This window comes from Oribacterium asaccharolyticum ACB7, assembly GCF_000238075.1.
Taxonomy (GTDB): domain Bacteria; phylum Bacillota; class Clostridia; order Lachnospirales; family Lachnospiraceae; genus Oribacterium; species Oribacterium asaccharolyticum.
On sequence record NZ_JH414505.1, the window covers coordinates 391,408 to 405,344 of the forward strand.

Consider the following 13,937-nt stretch of genomic DNA (forward strand, 5'->3'; position numbering starts at 1 on the left):
ATGGGATTTACAGACAGGTATCTACATCTACCTGGTCGGTCATAACCTTCAAAATCTCTCTGTCCGTGGACTGCATACCCACCTTTCCGATATAGCCCATGTTCTTAATGGTCTTTTCCACGTCTTCTTCCACGATACCCTCTCCCCCATGGAAGCCCTGATCCTTCATGCTCATGTGGTGAGCCAAAATTGCGGCATGGACGGAGGAAGCAATCTTTGCCGCACAGCTGGGCTTTGCTCCATCACAAACGATTCCGCCAACATTTCCCAAAGTATTACTGATGGTACGACCAATCTTCTGATAATTTCCCCCGCAGAGATAGGTAATGCCGGCCCCTGCGCCGCAGGAAGCACTTACCGCTCCGCAGAAGGCGGAAAGAGCACCGATATAGTGTTTAATGTAGATAGATACCAGATTGCTGACAATCAAGGCTCTGTACATCTTCTCCTCGGAAATGGAAAGGGATTTGGCATACTCCACTACGGGCATACTGACGGTAATACCCTGATTTCCGGAACCGGAGTTAATCACCACAGGAAGAGGACAACCACTCATTCTGGCATCAGATCCTGCTGCCGCTCTTGCACAGGCACAGGCCCGTACATCTGAGCCCCAGGTTTCCAAAATGGTCTTTCCTACACTGGCGCCCCAGGCATTATCCAAACCTTCCTGAGAAATCGCCAGGTTCATCTCCACCTGCCTTTGTAAGGAAGGCTTCACCAAGGATAAGTCCACTTCATTGGCATAGTCTAAAATTCCCTGAAGAGACATAAGACTTCTGTCTCCACCTGCGGAAATCACATCCTGCTTATCCTCATGCCCTTCTTTATAAAGAACTTCCCCATCCTTTTCCATGTAAATGATGTTACTGTGCTGGTTGGCAATCTCCAGCTTTACCTTATGGTTCTCGGACAGAAGCTCTACCGCAATGTAAAGCTTAGGGCCATCCTCCTGAAAACTCACCTTGCAAAATCCGGTATCCACCAGCTTTCTGCACTGCTCTCTATCCTCATCCGATACAGTGGATAAAACCTCCAGCTTTAAGTCGGAATCCCCTCCGAGAACACCGAGAATAGCCGCTGCCTGCATCCCCTTCTGTCCGCCGGAGTTGGGAACGGTAACCGCCTTTACGTTCTTAATGATATTTCCGGAGCAGCAAAGCTTTATCTCCTTTACCTCTTCGCCCAAAAGCTTTCTGGCTGCGGCAGCCGCATAAGCAATGGCAATAGGCTCTGTACAGCCCATGGCCGGAACCAGCTCATTCAGCAGAATTTCCGTATAATTGTTCATCAAGCTCTCTTCCACCAATCATCCCTCCTAAAACATTTTTCTAAAAATATTTATATTTCCTTCTATAGAAATACCGTTAACATCTCTTCAGGAAAGAAATCCTGAGATTTTCCCCTATGCAAGTATCGATACTCCGTATTTTTCCTTTAAACTACTATAATCATATCAGTAATACGATTAAAAAGCACTAGAGAGATTTTGATGATTTTTTAACATTATTTTTGTGCTATTTGCATAGCAGTTTTTAAAATATTACAAATTTTTTATGCAGTATAAGGCTGTAATAGGGGCAATCCGAGCCCGAACCTTACCCCGCCATGCGTTCATACATGCCGTAATAACTTCGATCCTCCAGCATATCCTTTCGCAATCGCAAAACTTCCCCAGGGTCATCGGTGATTATGCCATCCACCGGTCTTTGCAGATACTTCAAGATTTTATCCTCTTCATTGATGGTCCAAACATAAAATTCCTTCCCCATATCCTGTACCTCTCCCATCAAGTAGCCGTTATAGGAGGAGTCCTCTATCGCATAAAAATCCACAAGCTTCGTAGCAAAATCTCCAAATTGTACAGGAATTACTACTCCGGTCTTCCATTCCGGAGCAGTCTCTTCTATCCCCTCCATCAGAGAAATGTCCAAAGACATCAGGGGATTGGTCTTCTCCACCCCGGCGGAAACCAGCCCTCTATGGGCAATGATTTTCGCATCCGTATTAACCTCCCGCCCCATATAATCCATAAGCGCTACGGTACTGTGAAAAACAAATAAAGCCAGTAGGAGGAAAATGGTGGCCTTGCTATACTTTTGTTCCTCGGCAAGAAAAGCATTTTCCCCCTCGGAGCCTTCCACCGGAAGGGTATTGACCAAAAGGGAAAGAAATCCGATTTTTGACAAAATCGCAAAGAAAAATCGGGTAAAGCGAAAGAGCAGGAAGAAAAGAAAATGAAAGATGCCCAGTTTTCCCTCCGGGTCTAAGCGGGTAAAGAGAAAAGCCGCCAAATAGAGTAAAAGAGCTGCCAGCAAACTCAGCAAAAACTCATACAAAAAGAGGGTCAGAAACAGTCTGATTTCGCCTTTTTTCGTGTAGGCAAAGCTTTCCCGCACCGATTTATTAAACTTCTGCGCCTTTAAGCCCATTAAAGGCACCGTATAAACCAGTCGCATATTGAGGTACATAAAAAAGAGGAACAACAGAAAAAGAACGATATGCCCTCCCACAGTCTTACCTACTTCTTCCGTTATAAAATTCGGAATGCGAAAGGAATCCGTCAGAGAAGAGCTTAGAATAAAACCGGCCACCGACACAGTACAGAGAATGTACAGTAGAAACAACAATACATTTCCATAGCTGAAATCTCTCAATCTGCTTAAGGAGGTGCGGAGAATTTTTCGATAAGAAGTCCGGGCGCCTTCTTTGGCCGCCAGAATCACCTGCACCAGAGTGAAGACTTCCACATAAAAAAAGAAGGCTAAAAGAAAAGCAAAAAGTAAAGCCATGAAGAGGCTTCTGGGACTGGTAAAAAAATAGCGAATATTGTACTGATCCACATTGGGTAAGTCCACCAGCACCAAAGTTAGCCGGAACAGCGTTTGCAATAGCTCCTTTCCCACAAAGGTAGCGATTTGCAAGAAAATGGCTATAGATAAAAAAAGGAACTTATGGCGATTGCAAAATGTCAAAGTTCCAAAAACCTGTTTCCACATGCCCTCTTTTTTTCCATAAGTTCCTTTCTAAAATTTGCTTAGTAAATACTTGAAATAAATTTTTTACAATATATCTCCTTTGCGTTCAATAAACCGCACATTTCTTTCCTGAATCAGCTTAAGAAAAATGAAGTTTTAAACGATAGGCGGAATATTCTCCGAAGTCCTGTATATCCTCTTCCAAATAGCGAATGGCCTTATCCACATCCTTATTTCGTAACGCAGATACGATATCCACATGGTGCTCCGTATCCATGGAGAAGAGAATTTCCTTGTCCTTCTTCCAATAGTACTGGGAATAGGCCCGCTTCAGTCTGGCCATGCATTTTTCCAGCTGCTCCGTAATATATTCATTGTGGACACAGGCAATCAAACGAAGGTGAAATTCCGTGTTATGCTTCCAGTGGGTCATGGCATCTGTATCATTTTCACTACACTGACTATTGATTTTCTCCAAGTCCAAAAAGTCTTCCTCCCGAAGCTCTGCCCCGCACTCCAAAAGCACCCCCCGCTCCAAAACAAAACGGAAAGCCAGCATATCGTAGATATCTTCCCTGCTGAGACGCACCACCTCGTAACCGTATCGGGGAATATTCTTTAGTATGCCGTCAGCACAAAGAGCCATCAAAGCTTCTCGCACCGGAGACTTACTGCAGTGGTATTTTTCCAGCAACGCCTTCTCATTCAAAATATCCCCCGGAGCAACATTTCCCTGAAAGAGATCCTCCAGAATAGATTCATATACTTGATCTTTCAGACTTTTTTCCATAGTTCTCCCTTCATTTCTTTGAACTGTCCTAGTATAGCGTAAAAAAGGAGGCTAAAAAAGCCTCCGAAAGGATTTTCTCTGATGAGAAAGATTTTTTTATCCTAAAACTTGCCATAGAAAACTATGCAAACAGACTTTCTAAAGAAATCAAAACCACATCCTCCCGAGAAATTGCTTCAAATCCGCTTTTGGAAAGGAAGCCGTAGCGATAGCAATGTAGACCGCATTCCTGCACCTGTGCTATCTCTTTTTCTATTTCTGCCTTGCTAAGAGGCTTATCTTGAAACTTTACTTCATAAAAAATATAGCCCTTAGGATCGTAAGTGACAATATCGAACTCTCCGTTTCGCCTTTCTTTCGGAATGTCGTAGTAGTACCTGCCTATTTTCTCAAAGGGTTCCTCCATAAGTCCTGCCCGATTCTGCCGAATTAAATATTGTTTTCCTATCGTCTCAAAACGCTTCGGTACATAGGCATTTTCAAAGTCATTCTGAATATATCGCTGATAGAAAATATCCGAATTCATCACATTTAACTGAGAGCTGTAGCGGAAAATATATCGATAATAAAACAAAGACATGGGATCACTGATATAATATCCTGATTTCTTTCGATTATTTTCATCATTAATAGGAGATGCCTTCTCAACAAGCTCCATACGAATCAACTTATCCAACACATCCACTAAGCTAGGACCACTGGAAACATGGGACTGAGACAGGATATCGTTAAAGCGAGAAAATCCCCTTGCCATAGCCTCAAAGACTTCATTGGCATTCACAATTTTCGCAATTTCTGACTTAAGATACATCAGTACCTCATTTTCCAGTCTTGCACCGGGAGAAGCAATCAACTCTATAATATTCTCCTTTACAGACCTATCTTCCCGAATCAAACGATTATAATAGGGAATTCCGCCAAAAACGCTGTAAAGCCTCACCTTATCCTCATCGGAAAAATGGGGATAAAACTGTGCTGAATCATAGTAATCCATGGGCTTCAACTTTAAAACCAAATCAAAACGGCCGAATAAGGGATTCTCTTTTTCTATCAGTTTCTGCATGGTATCCACAAAGGAACCGCACAAGGCCAATTTCAATTTACTCCGGTTTCGATACTTATCAATCAGTGCCTGCAAAACACTGTCCATGCCCTTCAACACATCACTAAGATAAGAATATTCATCTAAAATCAAAAGAATATTCTCCTCCATCGCCTTTTTAAAAAGAAAATCCAGCACTTCCTCCAGGCCGGAAAAGGAAATCTTCGGGTAGCCAAACTCTTCCGAAAGTAAAGTCGCCAGGCTGTCTACATTATTCATTTCCGAAGTCTGCTTACACTCGTAATAAATCCTTTTCCCCTCAAAGAACTGCATGGAATGTTTCATCAGCTCGCTTTTTCCGATGCGCCTTCTTCCGTATAACAGAAGCACTTCCAAGCCGGGAGACTGGTATAAGCCTTTGATTTTCCGTACTTCTTCCTCTCTTCCAATAAATTTCATTTTATTCGGTCACCTCCGATTCGGTTTCTTCCGAATAAAAATTATCATAGCTTTTCCAAGATGTAAAGTCTAAGAATAAAACAACTGAATAAAGAGTTTTCGGAAAAAAATTTTAATACTTCGTAATACGCAATGGAATGACCGCACGCTATATGAACGATACGTGTTAAGAATAAGAACTTCTTTATTCGGGATGTGCTGAAGCTACAGCGCCCTATGCGACTCCTCCGTAATGGCATGGATTTTCTCCTCCATTCCCTCCGGAAAGCTTCGGCTCTCTTCTCCTTCATAGCGAAGATAGGCCAAATATTCAATATTTCCCTCCGGTCCTTTAATCGGAGAGAAGCTAAGGCCTTCTATGGAAAATCCGATGCTTGCCGCAAATTCGAGAACCGTGCGAATCACTTCCTCATGTACCTTCGGATCCCGCACCACTCCCTTCTTCCCGACCTGCTCTCTTCCCGCTTCAAACTGCGGTTTAATCAGGCAGACCACCTCCGCAGGAAGACTTGCAAGTCTTTTCACCACCGAAAGCACGAGCTTTAAACTGATAAAGGACACATCTATAGAGAAAAAACTCGGTTTTTCCCCAAGATCCGTCTCTTCCACGAAACGAATATTGCACTTTTCCATGCAGTGTACTCGCTCGTCATTTCTAAGCTTCCAGTCCAACTGTCCGTGTCCGACATCCACGGCATAGACCTCCTTTGCCCCATTTTGCAGCATACAGTCCGTAAAGCCCCCTGTAGAAGCCCCGATATCCATACAAACCCGGTCTTTTAGCGCAATCGGGAAGCTCTTCAGTGCCTTTTCCAGCTTTAGACCCCCTCGGGAAACATAGGGAAGGGGATTTCCTTTGACTAAGATTTCCGCAGTAAGAGGAAAGGTCGTTCCTGCCTTGTCTTCCTTTTCCCCATTTACAAAAACAAGGCCCGCCATGATGGCACGCTTCGCCTTTTCTCTGCTGTCAAAATGTCCTCTCTCCACTAAAAGCACATCTAGGCGCTCTTTCTTCTCTCCCATTTGCTTCCCTTCTTTTAATTCCTGCCTTATCTTGTTATTACAATCTATGTTGAAAAGGACCTGTTTATTTTTCATTTCAATCAACGAGATATCGCACGCTTTACGAGCAATACTCGTTATAAATAGCCAAAAGTACTCGAATTGCACTATTCGAGCCTTTTAGGAAAAATGTTTTATGCTTGCGCCAGTTTTTTCTGTAAAAGCTTATCAATATCCTCAAATGCATTTTCCAATCGTTCTACATGATAAATATCATATAAATCATAGATTAACTTTGTAATACCGCTCTGATCCCACATCTTTAAAATCTCACTGGCCTTCTCCTTCTTGTAATCCGCATACCGCTCAAGGAGATAAATAAAAAACTCAGCTTCTTTACTCATTTTCTTCACCTCGTATGTACTGCGAATTACGCGGATCTCCCGTAATCATCTCACTTTCCCACATTTCAAAAACAATCTGCGGGCTGAAGCTATAAACCTCTGTCAGTGGGTCCAAGAGCATTTGATATGTTTCTGAAAACAAAAAAGAGCGAATTGCTTTCATATCTTCCATGCCATATTTCGCTTTTATCAAATAGATTACCTGCCGATCAAAAAAATCTCTTGTTCTGGCATTAACTTCGGTCACCCCTTTTCACTCCCTTCAAAAGTCAAAAAACGAATCGCTTTTTCTGTCAAAAATGCATACTGGTCTGTCAGTTTTTGTGGCAACAATCGCTTCACGGCCTCTTCCTTATCATATTTTCCATCCATATAATCGTCAATAACCGGAAGTGTGGAGTCATTTGCCACAGGTCCAATCACTAAATCGTAAGAACTCACACGCTTTTCTTTTCTGTTCTGTACTACAAAATCCAACCATTCCGCATTTGCTGTTGGAAATTCCAAAATAGACAGTTTCGAGTAAAACTCATCCTCTAATTCATAGATATTTACTATACTATCTCCTTCTCCCCTTCTTCTTGTGACAGCTTTCGCCCATTTCCTCGCCTGTTCTTTGCTGGAAGTCAGATAAAACCCTGCGCCAAAATCCAAAGCTCGAAGTTTAGTTAGTATTCGAGGTGTATTCACGATAACATTACTTCCATGAAAAAGTTTCATCTCCACCACCTTTTTCAAATAGATATTTTTTAACCTCTTAAACTCAGTATAGCATAGATATGAATGCACTGTTCAGATATCCTATTTTTCAGCATATTTATTTTAGGACTGTAGAAGCTACTTTTTCATGCAGTTGCAGGTCTAAATATGGGGCAATCTGAGCCCGTCAGTACTTGCTGAAAGCGAGTGTAAACGATGCTTGAAGCTTAGTACTGCAAGGACAGACTTTTCATCAGAAAAGTCTTCCTGTAACAGACCAACTTCCGAAGGAAGTTGCTTTGCGAAGCAAAGTGAGCAGTGAGTAACAAAACCACTGCTCAGTCGGGCGAGGTTAGCGGGAGCGTGCCCCAATTTCAGACCTGCAACTGCAGAAAGTATCCTTCTGTAGGCATAATATTTTACTTGAAAAATCCCTTCTCCTCCAGCCCTTCTATAATGCTGTCCGAATCAATCTTTAGCATTTTCCTAAGGGTGGAAACATCGCCGTGCTCCACATAGGCGTCGGGGAGGGTGATATTTTCCACAGCTACCTCTTTGTGATGAGTCTCCATGTAGGAGAGTACCGCCTCACCAAAACCACCGGAGCGAACGCCCTCTTCCAATGTGAGAATCTTTCTATAGCCTTTTTCGGAAAGTTTATCCAGCATTTCCGTATCAATCGGCTTGGCAAATCGGGCATTCACGAGACTTAAGTTCACGCCTTTTTTTACCATTTTCTCCACAATATGCTCTCCGGTTGAAACCATGGAGCCAAGCGCAAGGAGGGCTATTTTTCCTGTCTGCTCCTCAATTAATATCTCCGCCTTCCCATACTCTATCGGCTCCTGTTTTTCGGAAAAGCCTTGGTAGGCTGTCCCTCTCGGATAGCGAATCGCAATCGGCCCCTGAAACTGCAAGGCAAAATGCAGCATTTCCGTAAGCTCCCTCGCGTTTTTCGGCGCCATAACCGTCATATTCGGAATACTTCTCAAGTAGGAAATATCGAAAATCCCCTGATGTGTTTCTCCGTCCGCCCCTACCAGGCCAGCTCTGTCAATCGCAAAGACAACCGGAAGCTTCTGCAAGCAGACATCATGCACGATTTGGTCGTAGGCTCTTTGCAGGAAACTCGAGTAAACTGCGAAAACCGGCTTTAAGCCTGCACTCGCAAGCCCCGCTGCAGAGGTTACCGCATGGGCTTCGGCTATTCCCACATCAAAAAAACGCTTCGGAAAGGCCTTTTCGAACTTAGTAAGACCCGTTCCGTCCGGCATGGCCGCCGTAATAGCCACAATTTTCGAATCTTCCTTCCCCTCTTTAATCAGGCTTTCCGCAAAAATATCCGTGTAACTCTTCTTTCCGTTCTCCTGCTTACTTTTTCCCGTAGCAATGTCAAAGGGCCCGACGCCATGGAATACACTGGGATTTTGCTCCGCCGGAACATATCCCTTTCCTTTTTTCGTAACCACATGTACAAGGACTGCATGATCTATGCGTTTTGCCTCATGGATAACCTGCTCCAAAGCATGAAGATTATGCCCGTCCACCGGACCGAGATATGTTAGGCCCATATTTTCAAAAAGCATTCCGGGTACAAGAAGCTGTTTAATGGAGTTCTTCGTGTTTTTCAGACGCTCCACTATCCGATCTCCGACCACCGGAATTTTTCCAAGGCTACTCGCCAGATTTTCCTTAAACCGCGTATAGCCCTTATGGGAACGGATGCCATTCAGATAAGTGGACATTCCGCCCACATTTTTCGCAATCGACATCTCATTATCATTTAAAATAATGATGAAATTCTTCTTCATCTTGGAGGCATTATTCAAGGCTTCATAGGCCATACCGCCGGTAAGCGCACCATCTCCGATTACGGCAAGAACAGTATAGTCCTCTCCCAAAAGATCTCGCCCCTCCGCAATCCCGAGGGCTGCGGAAATGGAGGTCGAGCTGTGTCCTGTATTAAAGCAGTCGTAGGGGCTCTCCTCCCGTTTCGGAAAACCGCTGATTCCCTTGAATTTTCGAAGGAGTGCAAAGTCATCCCGTCTTCCGGAAAGAATTTTATGAGTATAGCACTGGTGCCCCACATCCCAGACGATTTTTGTCCTTCGGGAGATTCAGCGTATGAAATAAGGCAATGGTCAGCTCTACCACCCCTAGGTTCGAGGCAAGGTGTCCTCCATTGTCGGACATTTTTTCTATGATAAAGCGACGGACTTCCTTCGCTAAGATTTTTTGCTCTTTCAGGGACAGCTTTCGTACATCCTCCGCCCCAGTGACATTCTCCAGTAACATAAATAAACCCTTTTTATTGTTTTTTTCCTCTATTCGGTCTGCCTAAGACAGCCCGCGGAAGTTTCAATCATTCTGAAAATAAGAACTTCATAACTTTATTTTTTCCTACTTGCAAGGAAAACCGCCAATTCCTTTAGGAAAAGATAGGCGTTATCTCCATCTGCACCGGCTTTATCTATCTCTGTCAAAAGTCCTCGATGCAAATTTTCTAAGGCAAAAATGGCCTTTTCTGTATACTCTTTTACCTTCTCTTCCGCCCTTTCTCTTCCGTAGAGGGAATAAGCCGTTGTCTTTCCTTCCTCCTTATCGGAATGTACCGGCTTTCCGAGTTCCTCCGTCGTAGAGATTTCGTCTAAAATATCATCCCGAATCTGAAAGGCGAGACCGAGGTTTTCCCCGTAAAGGGCAATCTCCTCCTGCACTTTTTCCTCTGCGCCGCCTAAAATAGCCCCCATAAGAAGAGATGCCCGAAGTAGTGCCGCCGTCTTCTTCTCCATAATAAAGAAGAGCTCCTCTTCGGAAAGAGGCTGTCCCTCTTTTTCAAGATCCACGACCTGTCCGCCCACCATGCCGTCTATGCCGGACTCTCTCGAGAGCACAAGAAGTGCCGAAAGCACTCTTCCTTCATAGCGGGAAAGCAGAGGATTCTTTCTCCTTTCTTTCTGAAAAGTTTCCAAAACCGCCTGAAAAGCATAGAGCGAGAGGGCGTCTCCCGCAAGGATTCCCTGCGCCTCCGAAAAATGTGCCCAGGTGGAGTCCTGCCCTCTCCGCACGCGGTCATTGTCCATTGCAGGGAGATCATCATGACAAAGGGAAAAGCTGTGAATCATTTCGATGGCAGCCATAAAGGAATGTAAAATCGGAAGAAGCACTTCCTTCTCTTCCTCTTTGCAGCAGAGAAAAAATGCTTCCTCCACTAAAATCGGGCGAATCCTCTTTCCCGGTGCCATAAGGCTATAGTTCATCGCCTCTCTGCCGGTTCGGTCAAAGCCTTTTTCTTCCGCTAAGAATCTCTGTAAAATGGCTTCCACAGCTTCTTTCTTTTTCCCGAGTGCCTCTTTGATGCTCATTATTTTCCCTCTTCACCATCTAAGATACGAACTTGTTTTTCTATTCGGTCAATACTGGAATTCGCTTCCTTTAAAAGGGCCACCGCCTTTTCATAGATTGCAAAGCTCTTTTCCAGACTTTCCTCGCCCTCCATCTTTTGCAAAAGGCCGTCCAAATCCGTAAAAATCTCGCTTAAATCCTTTTTCTTCTCCACTTTTTTTGCATTGTCTGCCTTATCCGCCTTTGTATCCGGAGTGAACACCACTTGCCCATCCTCCACTACTGCTTTCTTCTCTTCATTTCCCTCTATCATAGCCTAAGCTCTCCTCTTATTTGTTATTTTATTCCGTAGTAATTCTTAGTTTTTTGACCTATTTTTCTTATCTTCTACTAAAATCGGCTTTCGTAAATCCATGCATCTTCATCTTTACCGAGACTTTTTATTGCTAATCTCTTCCACCCTGGCTTTTGCAGAGCCATCCGAGAAATGCAGTTCCAAAAGTTCACCCTTTTTGAGCTTTTCTGCGCTGCTTACCCTGCGTCCTTCCTCGTCTCGCACATAAGAGTAACCGTTCGAAAGAAGACGGAGGGGGGAAAGCGCATCAAACTGTTCCGAAAGAAGCTGCATTCGATGTCTGCTTTCTGCCAGCTTCTCCTCCATAAAGTGAGGAAAGTCCTGATAGCGGATAAGACTGTGCCTTGCCTTTAAGAGTTTTTCCTCCATAAGGTGCGGAAAGCTCTGATAGCGACTGAGGCGTGCCTTATCTTCACTGAGTCTCCGCTCCATAAGCTTTGCAAAATTGCCATAATCTTGCAAATTTTCCTTGGCGCTCTGCAGGGCCTTCCTCATCTGATTTTGCAAGCGATTCTGTAAATCCAAGAGCCGATGCTGTTTTCCCTGTAAAATGGCTTTGGGGTGCAGAACAGAGAATTTCAACTCCTTCTCCTTCAGTCTTTGTCTAAGGAAAAGGATTTTCTTCTCGATTCGCTCGTGAAAGCTATAGGTATAGGAGCTTAAATCATCTACGAACTGCATATAGTCAAAGACCGCAAGCTCTGCAGCGGCAGACGGTGTCGGCGCGCGTAAATCCGCGACAAAATCCGCAATAGTCGTGTCTGTCTCATGTCCGACTGCGGAAATAATGGGCGTCTCCGCATCAAAGATTGCCTTTGCTACCGCCTCTTCATTGAAGGCCCAAAGGTCTTCTATCGATCCGCCTCCTCGCCCTACAATGAGAGCGTCCAGACCAAGCTTATCCAGTCTCTCTATTCCCCGCACAATGGACGCCACCGCACCCTCTCCTTGCACAAGAGCCGGGAATAGCGTAATTTCCACAAAGGGATTTCTCCGTCTTGCAATCTGCACAATATCCCTCACCGCCGCGCCGGAGCTTGCCGTAACCACGCCGATGCGCCTTGCATACTTCGGAATAGGCTTCTTATACATGGGATCGAAGAGCCCCATTTCCATGAGCTCCTTCTTCAGCGCTTCAAAGCGAAGGTAGAGGTCACCCTGCCCCGCAAGCTGGAAGGAATCCGCATAAATCTGATAACTTCCCCCCGCTTCATACAAACCGATTCGCCCCGTAACCAGCACCTTCATACCATTTTCCAAACGAAAACCAAGCCCCGCCCTCTTTCCGGCAAACATGATGCCCGAAAGCTGCGAAGCTTGGTCCTTAAGCGTAAAATAAATATGTCCCGACGGGTGCATTTTCAAGTTGGAAATCTCTCCGGATACCGTAAGGTGAGAAAGAAAGAAATCCTCCTGCATCATTCGCGAAAGATAGCGATTGACCTGCGAGACCGTATATTCCTTCTTGGAAACTCTTTCCATAAACTAATCTTTCTTGTTCAGCACGATGTGGAAAGAAGAATTCTTCTGTTCTTTCTTTCCCTTCTTCTCGCTCTTTTTTCCCTTCTTCTCTGCACTTTCGGAAAGTTCCGGAGAAAGCTTCGGAAGAATCCGCGCAAGCACACCGTTTACAAAGGAGCCGGAATCTGCACCGCCATACTTCTTTGCAATTTCCACCGCCTCATTCAGGACAACCTTCTTCGGAATTTCCTCTTGGAATTTCAGCTCATAAAGAGAAAGACGAAGCACCGTAAGATCGGTCTTACTCATTCTCTTTGTGGTCCAGCCTTCCGTATCCGCATTGATCATGCTGTCCAGTTCGGGAAGCCGCTCCAGAATCTTCAGCACCTCCGCCTCTAAATACGCTTTTTCCTCATCGGGAAGACAATCAAAGGCAATGACATCCTCATCATCTTCCTCTTTCTCAAAGGAATAGTGACTGATTTGCTCTTCCTTCTCCTCCCCCTCATAAAAGAGGGTAGAAAATAAGAGCTTAAACTTATGACTTCTTTCTTCTCTCTTATTCATTCTCTTTATCTACCACTCCGGAAATCCTGATGTTGACCTCGGAAACATTGAGTCCCGTCATATTGTTGATACTTGCGGAAACCTTATCCTGCACAAGGTCGGAAACCTTCGGGATAGCATAGCCGTATTCCATATTGAGGCTTAAGTCCACCTTGACCTCTCCATCTCTTACCTGCACCTTCACGCCTCTTGCAAGGTCCTTGATACCGAGTTTGGAAATGAACTGTCCTGACCAGCCTCCGTCCATGGAATGCACGCCTTCCACCTCGGTTGCCGCAATCCCGGCAATAATGGCAAGCACCTCATTGGCAATCACCACATCCCCTAAACTTTTATTTCCCTCTATTTGAATATTCTTCTCGTCTTCCATATAAGCCCTCCTATCGTCTTTTACAATACTAAGCCTTGCAAAATTCTACCATAAAAAAAGAAAAGGGGAAAGAGATTTAAAGCTCCGCGATGGAGTAAACTTACTGTCAGTTAACGAGCTTCAAAAATACACCTTGATATAGGTCCTCAACTTTTCAATTATCTTATTATCATTTTTATGTCATGTCAAAATTTTATAATAAACGGAGGTGGTTCCGTATGGAGAAAGTCTTCTTAACCGTTTCTCCCGGAATTGATGCATGGAGCCCATCTATATATTTCTTTGACGCATCATAGTGCTCTTTTAACACATCTCTAAGTCTTATTTCCTTTACACTTATCCCTTCTGTTCCGGTCGCTTCCAGCTTTCTTTCTTCTCGACCTATCCGCACCAACTGAAGAAGCTTCTCTCTTCCATAGTTTCTCTCATAACACCTTAGCTTACTCATCTTGTCAGCACCCTTTT

Annotated in this window: 13 protein-coding genes and 2 pseudogenes; all 15 read right to left on the reverse strand. The window is 44.3% G+C overall.

Annotated elements, in window-relative coordinates; translation table 11 throughout:
- Positions 1 to 7: 7 nt before the first annotated feature.
- Positions 8 to 1,306: an L-cysteine desulfidase family protein gene (locus HMPREF9624_RS06655; protein WP_009537094.1), complete on the reverse strand. Its 1,299-nt coding sequence runs from the start codon at positions 1,304 to 1,306 to the stop codon at positions 8 to 10.
- 292 nt (positions 1,307 to 1,598) lie between these two features.
- A complete protein-coding gene (locus tag HMPREF9624_RS06660) occupies positions 1,599 to 2,999 on the reverse strand; it encodes a glycerophosphoryl diester phosphodiesterase membrane domain-containing protein (protein ID WP_009537095.1) in 1,401 nt (466 codons plus the stop codon).
- 118 nt (positions 3,000 to 3,117) lie between these two features.
- Entirely contained in the window at positions 3,118 to 3,768 is a 651-nt protein-coding gene (locus HMPREF9624_RS06665; RefSeq protein ID WP_009537096.1) for a GntR family transcriptional regulator, read from the reverse strand.
- A gap of 121 nt (positions 3,769 to 3,889) precedes the next feature.
- Positions 3,890 to 5,269: an ATP-binding protein gene (locus HMPREF9624_RS06670; RefSeq protein WP_009537097.1), complete on the reverse strand. Its 1,380-nt coding sequence runs from the start codon at positions 5,267 to 5,269 to the stop codon at positions 3,890 to 3,892.
- Between the two features lie 204 nt (positions 5,270 to 5,473).
- Positions 5,474 to 6,292 (reverse strand): TlyA family RNA methyltransferase, encoded by an 819-nt coding sequence (locus HMPREF9624_RS06675; RefSeq protein WP_009537098.1) that lies wholly within the window; start codon positions 6,290 to 6,292, stop codon positions 5,474 to 5,476.
- Between the two features lie 173 nt (positions 6,293 to 6,465).
- Positions 6,466 to 6,675 (reverse strand): DUF3791 domain-containing protein, encoded by a 210-nt coding sequence (locus HMPREF9624_RS06680; protein WP_009537099.1) that lies wholly within the window; start codon positions 6,673 to 6,675, stop codon positions 6,466 to 6,468.
- Positions 6,668 to 6,922 carry a hypothetical protein gene (locus HMPREF9624_RS06685; RefSeq protein WP_009428548.1) on the reverse strand — a complete coding sequence of 85 codons (255 nt, stop codon included), beginning with the start codon at positions 6,920 to 6,922 and terminating at the stop codon, positions 6,668 to 6,670. Before HMPREF9624_RS06685 ends, HMPREF9624_RS06680 begins: the two co-directional genes overlap by 8 nt.
- On the reverse strand, positions 6,919 to 7,395 hold the full coding sequence (locus tag HMPREF9624_RS06690; RefSeq protein WP_009537100.1) for a DUF3990 domain-containing protein: 477 nt from the start codon (positions 7,393 to 7,395) through the stop codon (positions 6,919 to 6,921). The genes HMPREF9624_RS06685 and HMPREF9624_RS06690 overlap by 4 nt, the downstream gene beginning before the upstream one ends.
- A gap of 398 nt (positions 7,396 to 7,793) precedes the next feature.
- Positions 7,794 to 9,669, reverse strand: a pseudogene (dxs, locus tag HMPREF9624_RS06695) (1-deoxy-D-xylulose-5-phosphate synthase).
- A gap of 95 nt (positions 9,670 to 9,764) precedes the next feature.
- Entirely contained in the window at positions 9,765 to 10,739 is a 975-nt protein-coding gene (locus HMPREF9624_RS06700; protein ID WP_009537103.1) for a polyprenyl synthetase family protein, read from the reverse strand.
- Positions 10,739 to 11,032, reverse strand: a complete 294-nt coding sequence (locus HMPREF9624_RS06705) for an exodeoxyribonuclease VII small subunit (RefSeq protein ID WP_009537104.1) — start codon at positions 11,030 to 11,032, stop codon at positions 10,739 to 10,741. The genes HMPREF9624_RS06700 and HMPREF9624_RS06705 overlap by 1 nt, the downstream gene beginning before the upstream one ends.
- A gap of 114 nt (positions 11,033 to 11,146) precedes the next feature.
- The gene (gene xseA / locus HMPREF9624_RS06710; protein WP_009537105.1) at positions 11,147 to 12,556 is read right to left on the reverse strand and encodes an exodeoxyribonuclease VII large subunit; all 1,410 of its coding nucleotides are present in this window, start codon (positions 12,554 to 12,556) and stop codon (positions 11,147 to 11,149) included.
- Positions 12,557 to 12,559: 3 nt separating this feature from the next.
- Entirely contained in the window at positions 12,560 to 13,102 is a 543-nt protein-coding gene (gene nusB / locus HMPREF9624_RS06715; RefSeq protein ID WP_009537106.1) for a transcription antitermination factor NusB, read from the reverse strand.
- Positions 13,095 to 13,472: an Asp23/Gls24 family envelope stress response protein gene (locus HMPREF9624_RS06720; RefSeq protein ID WP_009537107.1), complete on the reverse strand. Its 378-nt coding sequence runs from the start codon at positions 13,470 to 13,472 to the stop codon at positions 13,095 to 13,097. The genes nusB and HMPREF9624_RS06720 overlap by 8 nt, the downstream gene beginning before the upstream one ends.
- Before the next feature lie 193 nt (positions 13,473 to 13,665).
- Positions 13,666 to 13,937: pseudogene (locus tag HMPREF9624_RS06725) on the reverse strand (ISLre2 family transposase); the annotation flags it as partial.

Coding starts and splice junctions, on each gene's coding strand:
- xseA (WP_009537105.1), bottom strand. CDS start 12,556: ATGGAAAGAGTTTCCAAGAAGGAATATACGGTCTCGCAGGTCAATCGC.
- HMPREF9624_RS06705 (WP_009537104.1), bottom strand. CDS start 11,032: ATGATAGAGGGAAATGAAGAGAAGAAAGCAGTAGTGGAGGATGGGCAA.
- HMPREF9624_RS06665 (WP_009537096.1), bottom strand. CDS start 3,768: ATGGAAAAAAGTCTGAAAGATCAAGTATATGAATCTATTCTGGAGGAT.
- HMPREF9624_RS06680 (WP_009537099.1), bottom strand. CDS start 6,675: ATGAGTAAAGAAGCTGAGTTTTTTATTTATCTCCTTGAGCGGTATGCG.
- HMPREF9624_RS06700 (WP_009537103.1), bottom strand. CDS start 10,739: ATGAGCATCAAAGAGGCACTCGGGAAAAAGAAAGAAGCTGTGGAAGCC.
- HMPREF9624_RS06660 (WP_009537095.1), bottom strand. CDS start 2,999: ATGTGGAAACAGGTTTTTGGAACTTTGACATTTTGCAATCGCCATAAG.
- HMPREF9624_RS06675 (WP_009537098.1), bottom strand. CDS start 6,292: ATGGGAGAGAAGAAAGAGCGCCTAGATGTGCTTTTAGTGGAGAGAGGA.
- nusB (WP_009537106.1), bottom strand. CDS start 13,102: ATGAATAAGAGAGAAGAAAGAAGTCATAAGTTTAAGCTCTTATTTTCT.
- HMPREF9624_RS06720 (WP_009537107.1), bottom strand. CDS start 13,472: ATGGAAGACGAGAAGAATATTCAAATAGAGGGAAATAAAAGTTTAGGG.
- HMPREF9624_RS06670 (WP_009537097.1), bottom strand. CDS start 5,269: ATGAAATTTATTGGAAGAGAGGAAGAAGTACGGAAAATCAAAGGCTTA.
- HMPREF9624_RS06690 (WP_009537100.1), bottom strand. CDS start 7,395: ATGAAACTTTTTCATGGAAGTAATGTTATCGTGAATACACCTCGAATA.